Below are 21,491 nucleotides of genomic sequence, written 5' to 3'. Positions count from 1 at the left end.
CGCTTTACCAGCGGCGGGAATTTAACAGACGAATATGTCAGCAGATGAAGCCGGGACTCATTTTTATGAAGCACGGCACAAAAATAGCCTTATGAGGCCATCCATGCCCCGCTGGCCAGCTTGACCGCCAGCACCAGCATGATGAGACCGACAACAAGATCAATGGCTTGCTGTACCCGGCCTCGGGCAAGCCAAGGGGAAAGCGCCGCCGCCCCGACCGCCAGCCCGTAAAACCAGACCAGGGAGGCCAGCATGGCGCCGGCCGCGAAGGCGGGCCGCAGATCCTCGGCAAACTGGCTGCCGAAGGAGCCGAGCAGCATCAGGGTATCCAGATAGACGTGGGGGTTGAGCAGGGTCACCCCCAGCGTCATGGCCAGCACGCTCTTGACCCCCATCAGCTGGGGAGAGTCCGCCAGGGCTGCACCCTGCCCGCGCCAGGCACTGCCAAGGGATCGCACCCCGAACCAGCCGAGAAACAGCACGCCGCCCCAGGTCAGCAGCGCCAGCCCGATGGGGCTGGCCGCCAGCAGGTTGGCACCGCCAAACACTCCTATGCCGATCAGCACGAGATCGCACAGGCAGCAGAGGGTCGCCGCCAGCAGATGGTGGTTGCGGTGAATGCCCCGGCTCAGCACGAAGGCGTTCTGGGCACCGATGGGGATGATCATGGCAAGGCCGAGGGTAAAGCCTTGCAGTGTGGTCGCGAACATGGACAAACCTTTGAGTGGGAGATCTGGCCGCACTATAAGGGGAGGCATGAAATCAGAGAAATTCATTCATTTTCTGATGCATTCAAAAAACTGATAAGGCGGGGCAAAAAACGATGCCTGGCAGGCTGTCAATTGCAGGATCTGACAATTGTGGGGCCACAGCCCCGCCCCGAGAATCGGCGGCAGGATGGGACGGCGCAGGACAGCGGTGATGGCGACAGAGGGGATGCCAGGCGACGAGCCGGTGCCGCCGGGCCTGTATTCACTGCAACAGTCTGGGGAAGTTGGTGACCACGACCTGCTCCAGATTCGGCAGCAGGATGCCACTGCTGACCCCCTTGGCGATGGCCTGGTAGCGATTCATCGACCCCGTCTTGCGGGTGACCTGGTTGAGGTGATAGTTCACGGTGCGCTCGGTGATCCCGAGGATGCAGGCGATCTCCCCCGATGTCTTCCCGTCGCTGGCCCAGAACAGGCACTCGGTCTCCCTTTCCGTCAGGGCCTCCTGGGGATCATCTTCCCTCATGCTCTGGCGCACTATCCGGATCGCCGCCTCGAAGATGTAGTTGGACATCCAGGAGAGAATGGGCGAGGACTCGAGCAGCAGGTCGCTGGACGCCCGCTCCCGGGTGATGAACGACAGTATGCCGTTCTCCCCCGCCGCCCCGTGCAGCGGAAACGAGATGCCGTTGCGCAGCCCGAACTCCGCCGCCAGCCCCATCACATCCATGCTCCCCTCTTGCAGGAAGCGCGCCTTCTCGTCCAGCCGGTTCCAGTAGATGGGCAGGGTCTGTGTGCGGGCGAGCTGGATGATGGGATCGCAGGCCAGCATGTTGTTCACCGTATAGGCCTGTACCCAGGAGTCCGGACACTGGTTGAACAACACCACCTTGGGCCTTTGCATCGACATGGGCAGGATGAGCGCAAAGCGATAGTAGTCGTAGCCCATTCCCAGGGTGAAGCGGCCGATCAGCTCGGCCAGCCGGTTTCCATCCGTTACCAGCGTGAAATGTTCCAGATACTCAAGCAGTTGGTCGCGTGTCATAGGCTAGCCTCCCCTGGCCAAGGCCTTGGATTATAGCGCCTAACCATGAAATGGAGAGACATGAATGCTTGTTTTCAAAGGAAAATTGAGAGAACACCCCAGATGGGAGGTCGAAAACGAGCTTTATCGCTTTCGCAAGCGAGTCTTCTCCGATCGGCTCGGCTGGGACGTGGAGTCCCACCGGGGTCTGGAGCGGGACAGCTTCGACAAACCCGATACCCACTGGGTGCTGATTGACGATGAGCAGGGTCTGTGCGGCTGCATCAGGCTGCTCAGCTGTGCCCAGGATTACATGCTGCCCAGCATCTTTCCCGGTGCCCTCGCCGGCGAACGGGCCCCTTGCGGCGCCGATGTCTGGGAGCTGACCCGCCTCGCCATCGATGCCGGCCGCGCGCCCATGCTCGACAACGGCATCAGCGAACTGACCTGCGTCATCTTTCGGGAGGTCCATGCCTTCGCCAGAGAGCAAGGGATCCGGGAGCTGGTCGCCGTGGTCAGCCTGCCGGTGGAGCGCATCTTCCGCCGCCTCGGCCTGCCCATCGAGCGGCTCGGTCACCGTCAGGCGGTGGATCTGGGGGCGGTACGCGGGGTCGGGATCCGCTTCCATCTGGACGAGCGCTTCGAACGCGCCGTCAACCGCCCACTGCGGGGGGAGTACGTACCGGCAGGAGAGCTGCTCGGCATGAGCTGACCCCATAAAAAAGTCCCGGGCTGACACCCGGGACCAAAACTCTCGCTATGGCCCGTTTCCACCCCATGCAAAAACGGACCAAATGAGTATCTTATGAATCTCATTCTGTCGCTACTGTCACATCTCACAGTGACAGGCCCGGGATACCCCGCACGGGGCACCCGCCAGTATCGGCCAGGTTGTCCTGCCGCCATCACTCCAGTAGCATCCTTGTTCAATCCCCTTCTCTGATAAGGAATGCTGATGAAGACGCTGGACTACAAGCTGCTGCTGGCGCTGGATGCCGTGATGCAGGAGCAGAACTTCGAGCGCGCCGCCCAGCGTCTGCACATCACCCAGTCCGCCATCTCCCAGCGCATCAAGCAGCTGGAGCAGCAGTTTGCAGAGCCGCTGATCATCCGCAGCCAGCCCTTGCAGGCCACCGCCCTCGGACAGAAGTTGCTGGCCCACTACCGCCAGGTACGCCAGCTGGAGCTGGAGCTGGCGGGGGAACTTTCCCCCAGCGAACCCCAGGCGCCGATCCGGATCAGCATAGCCGTCAACGCCGACAGCCTGGCCACCTGGTTTCTGCCCGCCCTGGCGCCGCTGCTGGAGCAGCACCCCATAGAGCTGAACCTGCTGGTGGATGACGAGAGCCGCACCCTGGACCGGGTGCGTGAGGGCCAGGCATTCGGCGCCGTCAGCCTGCAACCCCAGCCGCTGGCAGGCTGCTGCGTCGACGAGCTCGGCGAGATGCGCTACCTGCTGACCGCCAGCCCCGCCTTCGTGGCCCGCCACTTCCCGGATGGGCTCACGGCGGAGGCGCTGGCCAAGGCGCCGGCAGTGGCGTTTGATCAGCGCGACGACATGCACGTCAGCTTCATGGCCCGCCACTTCGCCCTGCCCCCCGGCGGTTACCCCTGCCACACGGTGCGCTCGTCCGAGGCCTTCGTCGCCATGGCGGAGCAGGGGTTGGCCTGCTGTCTCATCCCCGAGTTGCAGATCCGCCAGCAGCTAGCACAGGGGCTGCTGCTCGATCTCAGCCCGGATCTCCACCTGGTCGAGCGCCTCTACTGGCACCGCTGGGTGCTGGAGCGAGGGCTGCACAAGCAGATCTCCTTGCGTCTGATCCAGCAGGGTCGCCGGGCACTGCAACCCCGCTGAGGGGGCCATTCACCTTGGCTTTGGAGGGGTAAAAACGTATAGTGCTGGGCGATTCTTCATCAGGTCTCCACTCAGGTTCCTCACTTATGTTCCAAGACAATCCGCTGCTGGCCCAGCTCAAGCAACAAATCCGCGAAAACATCCCCAAGAAAGAGGGTGTTATTCGCGCCTCCGATCGGGGCTTCGGCTTCCTGGAGGTCGATGAGAAGACCAGCTATTTCGTGCCGCCTCCCTACATGAAGAAGGTGATGCACGGTGACCGGGTGAGCGCCCTGATCCGTACCGAGAAAGAGAAGGAAGTGGCCGAGCCGGATGCCCTGCTGGAGCAGGCCGTGGTCCGCTTCGTCGGCCGCGTCAAGATGTTCCGCGACCGCCTCAACGTGGTGCCTGATCACCCCCTCATCAAGGACGCCATCAAGGCCCGCGCCAAGAAGGGTCTGGACGAGAAGTCCTTCAAGGAAGGGGACTGGGTGGTGGCGACCCTCAAGCGCCACGCCCTGGTGGATGGCAACTTCTCCGCCGAGATCACCCAGCTCATCGCCGACAAGGATGATCACAATGTGCCCTGGTGGGTGGTGCTGGCACGCCACAACCTCGCTCAAATAGAACCGGCGGACCTGCCGGAGTGGAAGGTGATCGAAGAGGAAGAGCTGCCCCGTCGCGATCTGACCCAGGTGCCCTTCTTCACCGTCGACGGCGCCAAGACCAAGGACATGGATGATGCCCTGGCCATCACCAAGCTGGACAACGGCTGGGAGCTGCTGGTCGCCATCGCCGACCCGACCGCCTATGTGGCCGAAGGCAGCGAACTGGACCAGGAAGCTGCCAAGCGCGCCTTCACTGTCTACATGCCGGGTCGCAACGTGCCCATGATACCGCGCACCCTCTCCGACGAGCTCTGCTCCCTGAAAGAGGGGGAGGAGCGCAACACCCTGTGCGCCCGCCTGCTGATCGCCGAAGATGGCCTGCTGCTGGAAGAGACCGAATTCTTCGCCGCCCGCATCGTCTCCCACGCTCGTCTGAACTATGACGAGGTCTCCGACTGGGCCGAACACGGCAAGGCGCTGGACATAGACGCAGGCGTCATGGCCCAGCTGCCCCTGATGAAGGCCATGACAGAGGCGCGGATCAAGTGGCGTACCGAGCACGCCCTGGTGTTCCCCGACCGCCCCGACTACGACTTCGAACTGGGTGAGAACGGCGCCGTGCTGGCCATCCACGTGGAGCCGCGCCGTATCGCCAACCGGATGATCGAAGAGTCGATGATCGCCGCCAACATCTGCGCCGGTCGCGTATTAGGCAAGAGCGTCGGTTACGGCATCTTCAACGTCCACACCGGTTTTGACGAGGAGTCTCTCGACGGCGCCATCGATCTGCTCAAGAGCGCCGAGGCGCCGTTCGAGAAGGAAGAGATCGCCAGCCTGTCCGGCTTCTGCGCCCTGCGCCGCTGGATCGACAGCCTGGACACCCGCTGGCTGGACGGCAAGATCCGCCGCTTCCAGAGCTATGCCCTGATGTCCGCCGAGCCGGGTGCCCACTACGGCCTGGGGCTGGATGCCTACGCTACCTGGACCTCCCCGATCCGCAAGTACGGCGACATGGTCAACCATCGTCTGCTCAAGGCCGTCATCGCCGGCAAGACACCGGGGATGCGCCCAAGCCAGGAGCTGACCGAGCACCTGACTGAGTGCCGCCGCCTGCACCGCAGGGTGGAGCGCGACATCGGCGACTGGCTCTATGTCCGTTACCTCCAGGCCGCCGCTGGTACCGATCAGGTGTTCAACGCCGAGATCATCGACGTGATGCGGGCCGGCCTCAAGCTGCGCCTTCAGGAGAACGGCGCCGTGGTCTTCATGCCCGCTCGCCATATCCTGGACAACAAGGACAGGCTGGAGTGCAACTGGGACAACGGTCGCGTCTACCTGGACAAGACCGAGGTGGTCTATGAGCTTGGTCAGATCATCGAGGTGAAGCTGAGCGAGGCGGTGGAAGAGACCCGCTCCCTCATCGCCAAACCGGCGGTGGCTCTGGTACCTGGCCCTGCACCGGTCGCCCCGGCCGTAGAAGAGGCGTCGACCGAGGCTGACCCCAAGAGCGAATAAGCCTGCCCACCAGCCGCTGACCACCAAAAAGCCCGCATCTTGCGGGCTTTTTTTCACACGCCTGCGCCTTGTAGTTAGCTTCCCCTGGCAGGGCACCCTGACACGCTGCTGGTTACGACCGTCGTCGGCTTGCCATTCCAGCTCGATGGCGCTCCACGCCCGCATGAGAGGCTGATGCACCACCTCATGTGGCGGAAGCCTGAAAGTGGGTTACAAAATAGATCATTCATCGCTCATGATCATCAATATGGGCAAGATCCATCGTCAGGACCCCGGGATTCCCCTCATCACCACATGACTCATTTGAATGCAAAATTAATATTTGTGATTAACATCACATTGACACGGCATTTGCGCAAACAACAAAGAGTGATATTCATCACAAAAATAACGATGTTTTGACCAGAAAGATCGAAATGTAGCCGAAGCACAGCGTTCGAATGTGATCGAGATCTCTGTTGTTGAAGGGGGGGAATGGGGGTAAACGAGAGGTGCATCACAAGACACCCCGTTTTCAGCCTAATTTGATCACAAGCTGGTAGATTGAAGTTGCTTAGACGACAGGGATGGGGTTCGGCAAAACCCGTCATCCCGACTACCACTTTTAATCACACAGGCTTAAAACGGGGTCCCGACATGTTATCACCGGATACCAAAGTCAAGATACAGAATTTTGGACGCTTCCTGTCCAATATGGTCATGCCCAACATAGGCGCCTTCATCGCCTGGGGCTTCATTACCGCCCTCTTCATCCCCACCGGCTGGCTGCCAAACGAAACCTTGGCCAAGCTGGTCGGCCCCATGATCACCTACCTGCTGCCGCTGCTGATTGGCTACACCGGCGGCAAGCTGATCGGGGGTGAGCGGGGTGCCGTGGTCGGTGCCATCACCACCATGGGCGTCATAGTGGGGACCGACATCCCCATGTTCATGGGCGCCATGATGGTCGGCCCGCTCGGTGGCTGGGCCATCAAGCGCTTCGACAAGGCGATGGAGGGCCGGGTCAAGAGCGGCTTCGAGATGCTGGTCAACAACTTCTCCGCCGGTATCATCGGCATGTTGTGCGCCATCCTCGCCTTCTTCGTCATCGGTCCCTTCGTCAAGGTGCTCTCCGGCGCCCTGGCCGGCGGTGTCGACTTCCTGGTCGCCCACAGCCTGCTGCCGCTGACCTCCATCTTCGTCGAACCGGCCAAGATCCTCTTCCTCAACAACGCCATCAACCACGGCATCTTCTCGCCGCTGGGGATCCAGCAAGCCACCGAACAGGGTCGTTCTATCTTCTTCCTGATCGAAGCGAACCCGGGTCCGGGTCTGGGCGTGCTGCTGGCCTACATGGTGTTCGGTCGTGGCGCCGCCAAGCAGTCCGCCGCCGGTGCCTCCATCATTCACTTCTTCGGTGGCATCCACGAGATCTACTTCCCCTATGTGCTGATGAACCCGCGCCTCATCCTGGCGGTGATTGCCGGTGGCATGACCGGGGTCTTCACCCTGACCCTGTTCAACGCAGGTCTGGTCTCCCCCGCCTCCCCGGGCTCCATCTTCGCCGTGCTGCTGATGACACCGAAAGCCTCCCTGATCGGGGTGCTGCTCTCCATCATCGCCTCGGCCACCGTCTCCTTCCTGGTCGCCGCCGTGTTCGTTCGCGCCCAGCAGCCGGAAGCCGACGAGGCCGACGCCCTGGGTGAAGCCACTCGCAAGATGAAGGCCATGAAGGGTGCCAAGCCCGAGACCACAGCGGCCAAGAAGCCGGGTGCCGAGCTGACCGCAGTGCGCAACATCGTGGTCGCCTGTGATGCGGGCATGGGTTCCAGCGCCATGGGCGCCGGCATGCTGCGCAAGCGGGTGCAGGCTGCCGGTCTCGACATCAGCGTCACCAACCGTGCCATCAACAACCTGGACGATCAGGTGGATCTGGTCATCACCCACAAGGATCTCACCGACCGTGCCCGTCGCCATGCACCGCATGCGCAGCACATCTCCCTCTCCAACTTCCTCGACAACGCCCTCTATCAGGAGCTGGTGCAAAACCTCAGCCTGGCCAACGCGGCCAACGACGACGTGGCCAACCCGCAACTGCTGGTGGCGGCCAACGACGACAGCTACGAGCCGCAGGCAGCCGAGGTCTTCACCCTGAGCCTGCAGGACGTGCACCTGGGCCTCAAGGCCGACAACAAGGAGGCCGCCATCCGGGCTGCCGGCAAGCTGCTGGCGGAGCGGGGCTACGTGGCGCCGGATTACGTCAACGCCATGCTGGAGCGCGAGCAACTGGTCTCCACCTACCTCGGCGAGTCCATCGCCGTTCCCCACGGCACCATAGCCGCCAAGGAACACGTGAAGCGTACCGGCATCGTCATCTGCCAGTACCCGGCCGGGGTCGCCTTTGGCGAGGACGCCGATGAAGTGGCACGCCTGGTGATCGGCATCGCCGCCCGCAATGACGAACACATGCAGGTCATAACCCGTCTGACCAATGCACTGGATGAACCCGGTCTCATCGACCGGCTGGCCAGTACCCAGGATCCCCAGGAGTTCCTGGATCTGCTGGGCGCCGAACAGGCCGCGTAGTCATCCTTCATCGTCTTTGGTTGTAGAGGTTAATATCATGAAAACATTGCATTTTGGTGCCGGCAATATCGGTCGTGGCTTCATCGGAAAACTGCTGGCGGACGCCAGCCATCAGGTCACCTTCGCCGACGTCAACGAAACCCTGATCGATCAGCTCAACCACCGTCAGGAGTACAAGGTGCACGTGGTGGGCACGGACCAGAAGTTGGATGTGGTACGCAACGTGGCGGCGGTCAGCTCCGCCGGACACGAGGTGATCGCCCGCATCATCACCGCCGATCTGGTCACCACTGCGGTCGGGCCCAACATCCTGGACAAGATTGCCAGCACCCTGGCCAAGGGGCTGCAGGCCCGTTTCGATGCCGGCAACCTGACCCCCCTCAACGTCATCGCCTGCGAGAACATGGTACGCGGCACCAGCCACCTCAAGCAGGAGGTACTCAAGTACCTGCCGGTCGCGTATCATGCCACCCTCGACAACTGCGTCGGCTTCGTCGACTCGGCGGTGGATCGCATCGTGCCCCCTGCCGCGGCCAACGATGATCCGCTGGAGGTGACGGTGGAGAGCTTCAGCGAATGGATCGTCGACCAGACCCAGTTCAAGGGCGAGCTGCCCCAGGTGGCGGGCATGGAGCCCACCGACAACCTGATGGCCTTCGTCGAGCGCAAGCTGTTCACCCTCAACACCGGGCACATCGTCACCGCCTACCTCGGCAAGCTGAGAGGCTACCGCACCGTGCGCGAGGCGATCGAGGATCCGGTGATCCGCAGCAAGGTGCGCCGCGCCATGGAGGAGAGCGGAGCTGTGCTGGTGAAACGCTACGGCTTCGATCCGCGCCTGCACGCCGCCTACATCGAGAAGATTCTGTCCCGCTTCGCCAACCCCTATCTGGTGGATGAAATCGACCGGGTCGGCCGTCAGCCACTGCGCAAGCTGGCGGCGGGGGACAGACTGGTGAAGCCGCTGCTCGGCACCCTGGAGTACGGCCTGCCCAGCGATCACTTGCAGGAGGGCATAGCCGCGGCGCTGCTCTATCGCAACGATGATGATCCCCAGGCGGTGGAATTGCAGGCCCTGCTGGCAGAGCTGGGCCCTGCCAGGACCCTGGCCCGGGTGACCGGGCTGGAGGAAGAGAGCGAGATCGTGCGCGCCATCGTCGCCCGTTATGACAATTTGAAGTGACCCCATGGGGCCTAAGGGCCAACCGCCATCACACGGCGAAATGGTCACTATGCCCCATATGATAAAAACCGGGAGAGAGCCTGGCTCTCTCCCAGTCAGCCGGACCCTGAACACCTATGACCACACACCAGGAAGATGATGTACTGGAGCGACTGAACGAGCAGGATGGCCCCCGTGGCTTCTTTCTCGAGGTCGTGACCATCCTGGAAGAGGCGGTCGACTCCCTGATGCGGCGCGCGTTCCGCCAGGAGGAGTATGCCGTCAAATACGCCATCGAGCCCCTGCTCAACCAGAGCGGCCCCCTCGGCCAGCTGGAGGTGCGCCTCAAGCTCATCTTCGCCCTCGGCCTCATTTCCCTCGAGCGCTATCAGGATCTCGAAGCCTACCTGAAGATCCGCGATTTTCTGGTACGCGACCCCAAGGATTACCGTTTCAGCGACAAGCCGATCCGCGACCTGCTAGGCCGCCTGCATGCCATCCATCAGACCAGCATGATGCCGCAGGATCCCCCAGCCAATGAGGAGGACTGGCCCCTCTATCAAATGCAGCTCAACCGGCTCGATCAGATGGTGCGCTCCGCACTGGTGCTGGCGGTGACCGACTGCGTCACCGAACTCCACAAAGAGAGCCCCATCTGATCAGGCCAGTCCGCTAAGGATCTGACCAGGCATCCGAGATCCCGGCCTCCCCGAGGCCACCTCTACCGGGTGTCAATTTGCTCTCCTTCCCCGCTACACTAGGTCCAACCCCATCACCCACTCGAGGTTGGCATGATTGCACTCTCCCTGGCCGGGATCGCCCTGATCTCGCTGCTGGCACAGTGGCTCGCCTGGTCACTGCGCGTCCCCGCCATCCTGTTCCTGCTGCTGAGCGGCCTCTTGCTCGGCCCGATGACGGGCATGCTAGACCCCGACGCCCTGCTCGGAGAGCTGCTGTTTCCGCTGGTGTCGCTCTCGGTCGCCATCATCTTGTTCGAAGGGGCGCTGACCCTGCACCTGACCGAACTCAAGGGGATAGGCAAGGTGGTGCGCAACCTTTGCTCCACCGGCATGCTGGTCAGCTTCGCCGTCATCGGCGCCGCCAGTTACTGGCTGCTGGGCCTGGACTGGCGGGTCGCCATGGTGCTCGGCGCCGTGCTGGTGGTGACCGGCCCGACCGTAGTCGCCCCCATGCTCAACGTGATCAGGCCGGTGCGGGAGGTGGACAAGATCCTGCGCTGGGAGGGGATCGTCATCGATCCCATCGGTGCCCTGTTTGCGGTATTGGTGTTCGAGGCGGTTCGCATCGGCAGCCAGGGGGATCTCATCGATCACACCCTGCTGGCCCTGGCCAAGACGGTGGGGGTCGGCTCCCTCATCGGGGTGGCAGCCGGCTGGATCACCACCCTGATCATGCGCAAGGACTGGCTGCCGGTCAGCCTGCACAAGTTCGGGGTGCTGGCGCTGGTGCTGGTCACCTTCACCCTGTCGGACTGGCTCAGTCACGAATCCGGGCTGCTGGCGGTCACCGTGTTTGGCATCTGGCTCGCCAACCAGGAGGGACTGGATCTGGAGGAGGTGCTGGCCTTCAAGGAGGATCTCGCTGTCATCCTCATCTCTTCCCTGTTCATCCTGCTGGCGGCCCGCCTCGATCTGGCGCAGCTCTGGCAACTCGGCCCCATGGTGCTGGTGCTGCTCTGCGTGGTGCAGTTCGTGGCCCGCCCGCTCTGCATCCTGGTCTCGACCCTGGGATCGGATCTCCCCTGGCGCGCCCGGGCCCTGCTCGGCTGGATAGCCCCCCGGGGCATAGTGGCGGCGGCGGTCAGCGCCTCCTTCGCCATCAGCATGCACGAGGCAGGCATTGACGATGCCGACAAGCTGGTACCCCTGGTGTTTGCCGTCATCATCTTCACCGTGGTGTTGCAGAGCCTGACGGCGACCCCGCTGGCCAGACTGCTCGGCATGCGCCAGAGCGCTCCCGACACCTGGCTGCTGATCGGCGCCAACTCGGTGGCCCGCGCCATAGGCCGGGCACTGGCGGATCAGGGCATCCCGGTCCATCTCTCCGATCCGGCCTGGGAACATTGCAAGCTGGCCCGCATGAGCGGCCTGCCCTGCTACTTTGGCAATCCGCAATCGGAACACGCCGAGCTGCACCTGCCTCTCACCAGCATTCATACGGTGCTGGCGCTTTCACCCAACCGTCACAACAACGCCCTCGGGGTGCTGCACTTTGCCCACCTGTACGGGGAGGATAAGGTCCACTCCCTGCGCTCCAGCGAGCAGCACGGCAAGGCGAACCGGGAGAGCGCCACCTTCCGCGCACGCCAGGATCTGTTCGGGCCAGAGATAAATTTCGCCCGCCTGAGCGGCCTGCTGAGCCGGGGCGGCCAGATCAGGGCGACCCGGCTGAGCGACGCCTTTGACTGGAGCCAGTATCAGGACGCCAATCCCGGCGCCATTCCCCTGTTCATCATCGATGCCAGGGGCAAGCCCAGGGTCGTCAGCGGTCCCGTTGTCCCCCTGGCAGGGGAACTGCTGATCGCCCTGCAGCCACCACGGGAGCCCCAGGCGGCTTGATGCGCCATCCGGCGAGCCGGCTCTCGGCACCTGCAATCACCGCGGGCGACTAGACTTGAGGGTGGCGCCATGAGTCACAGGAGGGTGTCATGACAGTCAGCGAATTGCGTGCGTTTCATCAGCAGCACAGGTTCAGGGAGGCGGAGATCATGCATGACATCATCTCTCCCGGCTGGGTAGTGGAGTTTCGGGGTCAGGATGGCCATCTCTACATGATGACGGACACCCTGGGTTGCCCGATGAGTTTCTCCTCAACCGAGGAGGCCCGCGACCATATCCACCTCGTGGCCGATTGCCCCATCCAGGTAGAGCACCTCTATCGCTTCTTCGAGCGTTGAGACAGATGCCAGCAAAAAGGCTCCCGAGGGAGCCTTTTCTCATTCCGGCTGCAGTGGCTCGGCGTCCTTGCTCTCCAGCCGCCTGACCGGCTTTTGCAGGATCAGGTTGGCCGGGTAGGTCACCAGATCGCCGTTGTCATCCCGCACCCTCAGGTAGAACAGGCCTATCTCGGTGATGACGCCGGTCACCGAATCGTCCTTGTCGAGGATGCGGATCCGGTCACCTATCTTGTAGGGGAAGGCGAAGAAGATGGTGATGCTGGCGGTGATGTTGGAGAGGATCGACCACTGGGCCACCATGGCAACACCGAGCACGGCGAAGAAGGAAGACGCGAGCACCACCAGCCGGGAGAAGTCGAGCCCCCACACCCCCGCCAGGATCAGCAGGGTGGCGCAGCCGAGCAGGAAGTGGAACACATGCTCCACGTAGAGCACCCGGTTTTCGCTCACCTGCCGGGTCTGGCCGAGCGCCATCAGGCTCTTGTGAATGAGGCCGCGGATCAGGGTGTGTCCCAGCAACAGCAGCAGGGTCACGCCAAAGGATTCCCATGTCGTCATGTGCGTTCCTTACCACCAGCGTCGATATTTGAGCCAGACCGCCAGCCCGGTCGCCAGCGCCAGCAAGGAGCCGCAGAAGACCCAGAAGGCAGTCGGGCTCTCGGCCCCGGGAATGCCACCCAGGTTGATGCCAAACAGGCCGGTCAGGAAGCTGGCCGGCAGGAACATCAGCGCCATTACCGACATCTGGTAGGCACGGCGGTTGGTGGCCTCCGCCGTCAGGTTGTTGATCTCATCCGCCAGCACGGCGGAGCGGGCCACCCCGGCATCCAGATCGTCCAGCCAGCGACGCAACCGGTCGGCGATGTCGAGCAGACGACGGCGGTCATCCTCATCCAGCCAGCTGAGCTTCTCGTTGGCCAGCCGCGCCACCAGATCCCGCTGGGGAGAGAGGTAACGACGGATCATGATGAGTTGCTTGCGGATCCGCGCCAGTCGGCCGTTGGCGGGCAGTTCACGCATCAGCACAATCTCTTCCAGTTCCAGGATCTGATCGTGCAGCTCCTCGACAAACTCCCCCGCCCTGTCGGTCAGGGCATCGCAGATCTCCACCAGCCAGTCGGCGCTAGAGATGGCACCGCCCCCCAGCACCAACTGCTGGAAGACATCTTTTTCCGACAGCAGGGAGCGGCGGCGACTGCTGAGAATGAAATCCGGGGTAATGTAGATGCGCAGCGCCACCATCTCTTCGGGCCTGTGATCCTTGTTGTGATTGATGCCACGCAGGATCAGCAGCACGGTCTCCCCCATCCGCACCAGTTTGGGTCTGTTGCTCTGGCCGAGCAGGGATTCACGCGCGGCGTCATTGAGCAAGGGCGTCTGCAACAGCCAGCGCGCCGACTCTGGATTGCCGTAATCCAGATGCACCCAGCTGGGCTGCGCCGCCGGGATCTCGCTGCCTGCGGCCAGCGGGGTCATCCCCCCCTTGCCATCCAGGGTCAGGCCATAAATTACGTCACTGGGCACCCGATCCATCTCGTTTCCTTCTCGTTTCATGCTCAGGCCCCAGCTTACACGAAAGCGGGGGCCGACTCAGCTCCGCACCGGGAAGGGTACGTCTGTGCTACCATCGCCGCTCTCGTGTTATGCCCGTTTCAACTACAGGAAACCATGCCATGCCCATCTGGGTCGATGCCGATGCCTGCCCCATTCCGGTCAAGGAAATCCTCTACCGCGCCGCCCACCGCGCCCAGGTCGTCACCACCCTGGTGGCCAATCAGGGGCTGCGGGTTCCCCCCTCTCCCTTCATCAAGACCCAGCAGGTGGAGAAGGGATTCGATGTGGCGGATCATGTCATTGCCCAGCAGGTGCAGCCCGGCGATCTGGTGATCACCGGCGACATTCCGCTTGCCTCCTGGGTCATCGATGCCGGCGGCGAGGCGCTCAATCCCCGTGGCGAGATCTACACCCGCGAGACCATCCAGGCCCGGCTCGGCATGCGCAACTTCATGGAAGAGCTGCGCTCGGCCGGGGTGCAGACCGGCGGCCCGGCCCCCTTCAATGCCGCCGACAAACAGCGCTTCGCCAATGCCCTCGACAAATGGCTGCTCAAGGGCAAGCTCAGCTGATGCCTCTCCCCGGCTTGCCGCAGGGGAGGCTCATTCATTCCCTTTTCGCTTAATTTTTTCTTAAGGCTTGTGGACTAACCTTGTGGCTGTTGACCCAACCACCCCAAGGAGCACACATGAAACTGACCCCTCTGTTGTTACTGATCCCCCTGCTGAGCGGCGCCGCTCTGGCCGACCCCCAGTGTACCCAGACCGACAAGAGCAAGTGGCTGAGCGAAGCAGATGCCCAACAGCAGATCAAGGCGATGGGCTACGACATCAAGAAGTTCAAGGTGACCAAGACCAGTTGCTACGAGATCTACGGCTGGGACAAGGACAAACGCAAGGTCGAGATCTACTTCGACCCGACCGATCTGAAGAAAGTGAAAGAAGAGATTGACGAATAACCCTGCCATGGGCTCGTCTGTCGCCGACCCCTTTGATGGAACCTTGCCATGACAACCCCGTCTGAAGTGAGAGTCTGGGATCCCCTTATCCGGGTGTTTCACTGGGCGACCGTGCTCCTCTGCCTACTCAACTTCTTCATCCTGGAAGAGGGCAGCAAGCCCCACAAATATGCCGGCTACGCGGTGGGCATCCTGCTCATCATCCGCCTGCTGTGGGGCATAGTCGGCCCCCATTACGCCCGTTTCGGCCAGTGGTGGCCGACGCCAGCCCGCATTCGTTATTACCTGCGCCAGCTGGCACAAGGTCGCCACCCCTATTACCTGGGCCACAACCCGGTCGGGGCTCTGATGATCTGGCTGCTGCTGCTGTCGCTGGTCGGTACCGTCGTCACAGGCTGGCTCACCACCTGGGATGCCTTCTGGGGTGAGGATTGGCTGGAGGAGTTGCACGGAACCATTGCCAACACCCTGATGGCCGCCGTCGGCGTCCATGCGGCTGTGGTGATCCTGACCGATCGTCTCACCCGCAGCGACCTGGTGCGCGCCATGGTACTGGGCAAAAAACGGGTACCCGCCGATGCCAAGGTGGAAGATCCGCGCAGCGAATGACCGGGCCGCCCCCGGCCCCGGTTTTTTGCTGCAATGGCCCGCGACACAGGAAAGATGCGCCGCCATGCCCCCGTGCTGACCATCACGACAGCCCCAAGGTACCTGCTGTTGCCCGTCACCAGCCCCTGATCCCCCACATATTCCTGCTGACGCCGGCCCTGGCCGACGCCAGCCCGTGACAACCCATACCCATAACGCCGCCCCGCGCCCCGCTGCAAACCGGGGGCAAGGATGCACTCATTATTGGCCCCCTCAGCCACCGGTCGGGAGACAGGCCCACTTTCGCCAGCCTAGGGTTGTTCTGGCCCCTCAAGCACCGCGACCGGCGGCCGGGTCGTCCCAAAAAACAAACCCCTGCCGAGGCAGGGGCTTGTCGTGGTGATGGAGAGGCGCGATCAGATCATCACACCGGCGATCACGGCGGAGAGCAGGCTCACCAGGGTGGAGCCGTACACCAGCTTCAGACCGAAGCGGGAGACCATGTTGCCCTTCTCTTCATTCAGTGCCTTCACCGCACCGGCGATGATGCCGATGGAGCTGAAGTTGGCGAACGACACCATGAAGATGGAGAGGATGCCGACGGTGCGCGGGGAGAGCTCGGCAGCGATCTTGCCCAGATCCATCATGGCCACGAACTCGTTGGTCACCAGCTTGGTCGCCATGATGGAGCCGGCTTGCAGCGCTTCACCGCTCGGAATACCCAGGATCCAGGCGATCGGATAGAAGAGGTAACCCATGACGTACTGGAAGTTGACGCCAAACGCCAGCTCGAACAGGTAGTTGACCAGGGCGATCAGGGCGATGAACCCCACCAGCATGGCCGCCACTATCACGGCCACGGAGAAACCGGCCATGATGTACTCCCCCAGCATCTCGAAGAAGTTCTCCTTCTTCGGAGTGTGGTGCTCGTCACCCTCGGCCAGCGCCTTGGCGTCGGTCACTGTATTGTCCGGCTCGTACGGGTTGATCAGGGACAGCACGATAAAGGTGCTGAACATGTTGAGCACCAGCGCGGCCACCACGTAACGGGGCTCGATCAGCTGCATGTAGGCACCGACGATGGACATGGAGACGGTGGACATGGCCGTCGCCGCCAGGGTGTACATCTGCTTCTCGTTCAGGTGCGGCAAGGTGTTCTTGAGCGCGATGAAGTTCTCGGACTGGCCGACGATCATCGAACTGATGGCGTTGAAGGACTCCAGCTTGCCCATGCCGTTGATCTTCGCCAGCACGGTACCGATGCCACGAATGACGATGGGCAGCAGGCGGATGTACTGCAGGATGCCGATCAGCACCGAGATGAAGACGATGGGCATCAGCACCATCAGAAAGAAGGAGAAGGCCCCTTCGTTGACCAGGCCACCGAACACGAAGTCGGTACCCTGTTTGGCAAACTCCATCAACTTGGTGAAGCCGGCGGCGAAGCCACCCACCACAGCCAGACCCACTTCGGAGTTCAGCATGAACCAGGCCAACGCCAGTTCGACCACCAGCAGTTGGCCGATATAGCGCAGTTTAATCTGTTTCCAGTTGTGGCGGTTTGCCAGCAACGCCAGCGCGAGGACCATCACGAGTCCAAGCACAAAGTGAACGTATTCCATACCAGTAGCACCCAGTGAATTGTTATTTTTGACCGGCGCCATCATAAAGAATCGTATATTTAAAAATCAGATAGCCATCACAATCCGACTCAATAATATGTATGCGAGATAATACAAACGTTTTTAAATTAATTAAGCGGAAACGGGTTATTAATCGCGCAACGAAAAATCCAAATAACCTTAAAAAACATTAATTTATGTTTATTTCGGTTGCGGCAGCAGTGCCGATCAATATTTCATTATCACTCCCGCAACATTCGCATTCAAATATTACTCATGTTTCAGCCATGATATTTAATCAACCAGAACAGAAAACGTTTACCCTTGATAAATAATTACCTGGATACCGTAAACATTCACCTCGAGCCATCCCCGTGGCACCTCTCTGTCGCCATGGCGACGGATGAGCCCACGTTGAGGTTGCGCTGGGTCAACCGTTCAAAAATCCGCCACATCCGGTGTCACATTCTGGTATGATGCGCGGCCTTAGCGTTCGCGCATCCCCGTTTTCTCCGAAATAGAGTCCTTTTGTGAACAACAGCGAATTTAGCAGCCTCAATCTCTCCCCCGCCCTGCAAGAGAACCTCACCAGCCTGGGCTATCTGCAGATGACCCCGATCCAGGCTCAGAGCCTGCCCCTGGTACTCGAAGGCAAAGACCTGATTGCCAAGGCAAAAACCGGCAGCGGCAAGACCGCCGCCTTCGCCCTCGGCCTGCTCTCCCGCCTCAACATCAACCGTGTCGACGTACAGGCCCTGGTGCTCTGTCCGACCCGCGAGCTGGCGGATCAGGTGGCCCAGGAGATCCGTCGTCTGGCCCGCGCCCTGCCGAACGTCAAGCTGGTGACCCTGTGTGGCGGCACCCCGACCGCACCGCAATCTGCCACCCTGGGCTTCGGTGCCCACATCGCCGTCGGCACTCCGGGCCGCATTCTCAAGCACCTGGAGCAGGGCACCCTGGAACTCTCCAGCCTGGAGACCCTGGTGCTGGACGAAGCGGATCGCATGCTGGACATGGGCTTTGGCGAAGACATCAACAGGGTCATCAGCTATGCGCCCGAGCGCCGTCAGACCCTGCTGTTCTCCGCCACCTATCCGGAGGGGATCGCCCAGATGAGCCGCGGCGTACAGCGCAACCCGGTCGAGGTGAGCGTGGAGTCTCTGCACGAGGGCAGTGCCATCGAACAGAAGCTGTATGAAGTGCCGGCCGGTCAGCGCCTCGACGCCCTCACCTGGCTGCTGAGCCACTATCAGCCGGGCTCCTGCGTGGTGTTCTGCAACACCAAGCGCGCCTGCAACGACGTGGCCGATCACCTGGCCGCCAAGGGCTTCTCGGCCCTGGCGCTGAACGGCGATCTGGAACAACGGGAACGGGATCAGGTGCTGGTACGCTTCGCCAACGGCAGCGCCACCATCCTGGTCGCGACCGACGTGGCAGCCCGTGGCCTCGACATCAAGGAGCTGGGCGCCGTCATCAACTACGAGCTGACCTATGACCCCGAGGTGCATGTGCACCGCATCGGCCGTACCGGTCGTGCCGGCCAGCAGGGCCTGGCCCTGAGCCTGTATCAGCCCAGCGAAGCGCAACGCGTCAACCTGATCGAGGAGTACCAGCAGGCCCCGATGCCGCTGGGTGATCTCGACAGCATAGGTCGCGAGATCAAGCCGATTGCACCGCAGATGGTGACTCTCTCCATCGATGCGGGCCGCAAGACCAAGGTGCGGGCCGGTGACATCCTGGGTGCGCTGACCGGCGAAGGCGGCATTACCGGTGCCGACGTGGGCAAGATCCAGATCTCCGAGCAGTACTCCTACGTGGCAGTCAAGCGTCAGGTGGCGAGCGCCGCCCTCAAGCGACTGCAGGAAGGCAAGATCAAGGGGCGCAGCTACCGTGCCCGCAAACTGGGCTAAGGTTCTTTACAAGCCATTGGCCAGACCACAGGCGCCTGACAGGCGCCTGTTTCATATATTTGGATGCCGCCATGCGGCAAGACAGGCACCATGACCCAAGCAATCCAAACCGATGTGAGCTGCCAGAACTGCGAAGCCTGCTGCTGCCGTCTCGAAGTGATGCTCTTTACCGACACCGGCGTGCCGGATCGCTATGTGCTCGATCGGGAAGGGGAGATCCCCGTGATGCGCCGGCTGGAAGATGGCTGGTGTGCGGCGCTCGACCGCAACACCATGATGTGCCGCATCTATGAGGTACGACCGCTGATCTGCCGCGAGTTCGAGATGGGCGAGCCCGACTGCGTCGACGAACGGGACAAGTGGTTTATCAAGCTGGAATGAGACTGGCAGACAGAACAGCCCCGGGCTGTCGGGTCAGCTCACCGGTGTGACGTCGCCGCCGAGCCGCTCCCCCAACCAGTGGATGGCCGCAGCCTCCTGCTCGAAGTAACGCACCGCCCTGAACGGCAGATCGCTGAAGACCTGATCCGCCAGATAGCGTTTGAACCCACCCACCGCCACCACCGCCAGAAAGGCGCAGCCATTGGCGGTGCACCAGCCAAACTGACGACGAAACCGCGCCAGCACCTCGGGACCGGCGGCTTCGAACTCGGTCGCCACCTCGACAATACCCCAGGGCGCATCGCGCAATCCTGCGATCTGCTGGCTGAACGCCGCCTCATAGGCCATGGCGCCCGCCAGATTGAAAGGGCCGCTCGGGCGGCAAATCAGCACCTGCCCCTGTCGTTGCATCTCGAAATGACCGTGTGGTTGCAAGTGCACGCCCCCTCCTCCCATGCGTTTTTCACCGCGCCGGCGCCGCCTGATGTTGCAACAAGGTAAGGATTTATCTACAGAAAGTCCATGCCACCCCGCATGGCCAAGCCCTTGTTCCACCACCGGATCGCCCATGACTGGCCTGGCGACCCCGCCAGTATGGATTGGTCTCCCCTCCCGCCATGTTCTGTTGCAGTTAATAAAACGTTGCTGCTATCATCCGCGCCGCCACCAACATTCCACCAACTGAAACGTTGGTCATTGACACAAGGATCAGAGATGAAAAACCGGGACTCGAGTCACTACCAGCGGATCTGGCGCTGGCATTTCTATGCCGGTCTCTTCGTCGCCCCCTTTCTGATCCTGCTCTCTCTCACCGGCATCCTGTATCTGTACAAACCCCAGCTCGACAACCTGCTGTACCCTGAGCTGATGAAGGTAACCCCCGCCACCCAGACCCTGAGCGCCGATCAGCTGCTGGCCAAGGCGACGATCGCCATGCCCGATGCCAGCCTGCGCAAATACCTGCCCCCGGCGGCCACTGACGCGAGCGCCCAGCTCGTCGTCAACCAGGGGGATCGCGAGCTGACCCTGTTCATGGATCCCGCCAGCGGCGCCCTGCTAGGCACCATGGATAACAAGTGGAACCTGCAGGCGGTGGCCCGCGCCCTGCATGCGGAACTGCTGCTCGGCACCACGGGGGATCGCCTGATCGAGCTGGCCGCCGGTTGGGGAATCGTGCTGCTCGTCAGCGGACTCTACCTGTGGTGGCCTCGCAAGGGGCCCGGTGTGGGTGGCATCCTCTGGCCCAGAATGCACCAGCGCGGCCGCCTCTGGTGGCGGGATCTGCACGCCGTGGTCGGCTTCTGGGGCGCGGGTTTCCTGCTGTTGCTACTGCTGAGCGGCATGACCTGGACCGGTTTCTGGGGCGATCGGTTCGCCAATGTCTGGAACCGTTTCCCGGCCGCCATGTGGAACGAGGTGCCGAAATCCGCTCCTCTCGCCCGCACCCTCAACCATGCCCATGAACAGACTGTGCCCTGGGCCGTCGAGAGCACTCCCATGCCGAGCTCGCAGCCGGTTCCGGAAAGTCATGATCACAGCGCCATGAACCATGGCGGAGAGCACGATGGCATGGTCATGGCCAGCCACCGCATCCCCTTGCAACGGGTGGTGGAGATCGCCACCGAACGTCGGGTTCACCCGGGTTACAGCATCACGCCGCCGGCCGGTGACACCGGCGTCTATACCATAGCCCTGTTCGCCGACGATCCGCGCAACGACGCCACCCTGCACATAGATCAATACAGCGGCAAGGTGCTGGCCGACGTGCGCTGGCAGGATTATGGCGCGGTCGCCAAGACGGTGGAAACCGGCGTCATGCTGCACACCGGCAAGCTCTACGGCTGGCCCCACCAGCTCGTCATGCTGCTCATCTGCCTGATGGTGCTGGCCAGCTCGGTGAGCGGGCTCTGGATCTGGTGGAGCCGCCGTCCCCGGGGCAGGCTTGCCGCCCCGCCGCTGCCTGCCAAGCTGCCTCCCATGCGCGGTGCCATCGCCGTGCTGGTGCTGCTCGGGATCTGCTTCCCGCTGGTGGGCGCCTCCATGCTGGTCATCTGGTTGCTGGACTGCCTCTTCTTCGCTCGCCGCACGGCCGTGGCCCCCGCCAACTGAGATCACTCCCCTGCGGGCGGCAAACAACCAGAAG

Annotated in this window: 20 protein-coding genes; 14 read left to right on the top strand and 6 right to left on the bottom strand. The window is 62.1% G+C overall.

The features are described from left to right. Positions 1-89: 89 nt before the first annotated feature. Entirely contained in the window at positions 90-710 is a 621-nt protein-coding gene (gene lysE, locus BN1127_RS10525; RefSeq protein WP_005324974.1) for an L-lysine exporter, read from the bottom strand. Between the two features lie 262 nt (positions 711-972). Further along, positions 973-1,755, bottom strand: a complete 783-nt coding sequence (locus tag BN1127_RS10520) for a LuxR family transcriptional regulator (RefSeq protein WP_005324972.1) — start codon at positions 1,753-1,755, stop codon at positions 973-975. A gap of 64 nt (positions 1,756-1,819) precedes the next feature. On the opposite strand from BN1127_RS10520, the gene BN1127_RS10515 reads away from it, so the two are divergent. The 8 genes from BN1127_RS10515 to BN1127_RS10480 all read left to right on the top strand — a co-directional run bounded on the left by BN1127_RS10515 (position 1,820) and on the right by BN1127_RS10480 (position 12,335). Then, complete coding sequence (locus tag BN1127_RS10515; RefSeq protein WP_041206489.1) at positions 1,820-2,446, top strand: acyl-homoserine-lactone synthase; 627 nt, start codon at positions 1,820-1,822, stop codon at positions 2,444-2,446. A 243-nt stretch (positions 2,447-2,689) separates the two neighbouring features. Beyond that, positions 2,690-3,589: a LysR family transcriptional regulator ArgP gene (locus BN1127_RS10510; protein ID WP_041206490.1), complete on the top strand. Its 900-nt coding sequence runs from the start codon at positions 2,690-2,692 to the stop codon at positions 3,587-3,589. An 86-nt stretch (positions 3,590-3,675) separates the two neighbouring features. After that, complete coding sequence (locus BN1127_RS10505; protein WP_042649401.1) at positions 3,676-5,691, top strand: exoribonuclease II; 2,016 nt, start codon at positions 3,676-3,678, stop codon at positions 5,689-5,691. 636 nt (positions 5,692-6,327) lie between these two features. Further along, positions 6,328-8,256, top strand: coding sequence for a PTS mannitol transporter subunit IICBA (locus BN1127_RS10500; protein WP_041206491.1), 1,929 nt, complete (start codon positions 6,328-6,330; stop codon positions 8,254-8,256). 37 nt (positions 8,257-8,293) lie between these two features. After that, positions 8,294-9,439: a mannitol-1-phosphate 5-dehydrogenase gene (locus BN1127_RS10495; protein ID WP_042649400.1), complete on the top strand. Its 1,146-nt coding sequence runs from the start codon at positions 8,294-8,296 to the stop codon at positions 9,437-9,439. A gap of 116 nt (positions 9,440-9,555) precedes the next feature. Further along, the gene (locus tag BN1127_RS10490) at positions 9,556-10,077 is read left to right on the top strand and encodes an MltR family transcriptional regulator (protein WP_005332927.1); all 522 of its coding nucleotides are present in this window, start codon (positions 9,556-9,558) and stop codon (positions 10,075-10,077) included. A 132-nt stretch (positions 10,078-10,209) separates the two neighbouring features. Next, positions 10,210-11,997: a cation:proton antiporter gene (locus BN1127_RS10485; RefSeq protein ID WP_042649399.1), complete on the top strand. Its 1,788-nt coding sequence runs from the start codon at positions 10,210-10,212 to the stop codon at positions 11,995-11,997. An 89-nt stretch (positions 11,998-12,086) separates the two neighbouring features. Continuing rightward, positions 12,087-12,335 (top strand): hypothetical protein, encoded by a 249-nt coding sequence (locus BN1127_RS10480; RefSeq protein WP_042649398.1) that lies wholly within the window; start codon positions 12,087-12,089, stop codon positions 12,333-12,335. Between the two features lie 39 nt (positions 12,336-12,374). On the opposite strand, the gene BN1127_RS10475 is transcribed toward BN1127_RS10480, so the two are convergent. Further along, complete coding sequence (locus tag BN1127_RS10475; protein WP_042649397.1) at positions 12,375-12,893, bottom strand: mechanosensitive ion channel domain-containing protein; 519 nt, start codon at positions 12,891-12,893, stop codon at positions 12,375-12,377. A gap of 9 nt (positions 12,894-12,902) precedes the next feature. Beyond that, entirely contained in the window at positions 12,903-13,868 is a 966-nt protein-coding gene (gene zntB, locus BN1127_RS10470) for a zinc transporter ZntB (RefSeq protein ID WP_042649396.1), read from the bottom strand. A gap of 140 nt (positions 13,869-14,008) precedes the next feature. Between zntB and BN1127_RS10465 the strand changes: the two genes are divergently transcribed. The 3 genes from BN1127_RS10465 (at position 14,009) to BN1127_RS10455 (ending at position 15,456) form a co-directional block, all read left to right on the top strand. After that, positions 14,009-14,461: a YaiI/YqxD family protein gene (locus BN1127_RS10465; RefSeq protein ID WP_005332933.1), complete on the top strand. Its 453-nt coding sequence runs from the start codon at positions 14,009-14,011 to the stop codon at positions 14,459-14,461. A 116-nt stretch (positions 14,462-14,577) separates the two neighbouring features. After that, positions 14,578-14,847, top strand: a complete 270-nt coding sequence (locus BN1127_RS10460; protein ID WP_005332935.1) for a PepSY domain-containing protein — start codon at positions 14,578-14,580, stop codon at positions 14,845-14,847. A 48-nt stretch (positions 14,848-14,895) separates the two neighbouring features. Next, positions 14,896-15,456: a cytochrome b/b6 domain-containing protein gene (locus BN1127_RS10455; protein WP_041206498.1), complete on the top strand. Its 561-nt coding sequence runs from the start codon at positions 14,896-14,898 to the stop codon at positions 15,454-15,456. A 395-nt stretch (positions 15,457-15,851) separates the two neighbouring features. Here the strand turns inward: BN1127_RS10455 and BN1127_RS10450 are convergent, their stop codons facing one another. Further along, positions 15,852-17,057: a NupC/NupG family nucleoside CNT transporter gene (locus tag BN1127_RS10450; RefSeq protein ID WP_041206499.1), complete on the bottom strand. Its 1,206-nt coding sequence runs from the start codon at positions 17,055-17,057 to the stop codon at positions 15,852-15,854. A gap of 530 nt (positions 17,058-17,587) precedes the next feature. On the opposite strand from BN1127_RS10450, the gene dbpA reads away from it, so the two are divergent. Next, the gene (gene dbpA, locus BN1127_RS10445; protein ID WP_042649395.1) at positions 17,588-18,967 is read left to right on the top strand and encodes an ATP-dependent RNA helicase DbpA; all 1,380 of its coding nucleotides are present in this window, start codon (positions 17,588-17,590) and stop codon (positions 18,965-18,967) included. 90 nt (positions 18,968-19,057) lie between these two features. Continuing rightward, positions 19,058-19,348 (top strand): YkgJ family cysteine cluster protein, encoded by a 291-nt coding sequence (locus BN1127_RS10440; RefSeq protein ID WP_041206500.1) that lies wholly within the window; start codon positions 19,058-19,060, stop codon positions 19,346-19,348. Positions 19,349-19,381: 33 nt separating this feature from the next. Here the strand turns inward: BN1127_RS10440 and BN1127_RS10435 are convergent, their stop codons facing one another. Beyond that, entirely contained in the window at positions 19,382-19,789 is a 408-nt protein-coding gene (locus BN1127_RS10435; RefSeq protein ID WP_042649394.1) for a hypothetical protein, read from the bottom strand. 273 nt (positions 19,790-20,062) lie between these two features. Between BN1127_RS10435 and BN1127_RS10430 the strand changes: the two genes are divergently transcribed. Further along, positions 20,063-21,457 (top strand): PepSY-associated TM helix domain-containing protein, encoded by a 1,395-nt coding sequence (locus tag BN1127_RS10430; RefSeq protein WP_042649393.1) that lies wholly within the window; start codon positions 20,063-20,065, stop codon positions 21,455-21,457. The last annotated feature ends 34 nt before the right edge of the window (positions 21,458-21,491 follow it).

Origin of the sequence: Aeromonas media (genome assembly GCF_000819985.1) — a bacterium.
GTDB classification, from domain to species: domain Bacteria; phylum Pseudomonadota; class Gammaproteobacteria; order Enterobacterales; family Aeromonadaceae; genus Aeromonas; species Aeromonas media.
The sequence above is the reverse complement of the archived record's forward strand: the minus strand, read 5'-3'. Positions and strand labels throughout refer to the sequence as shown.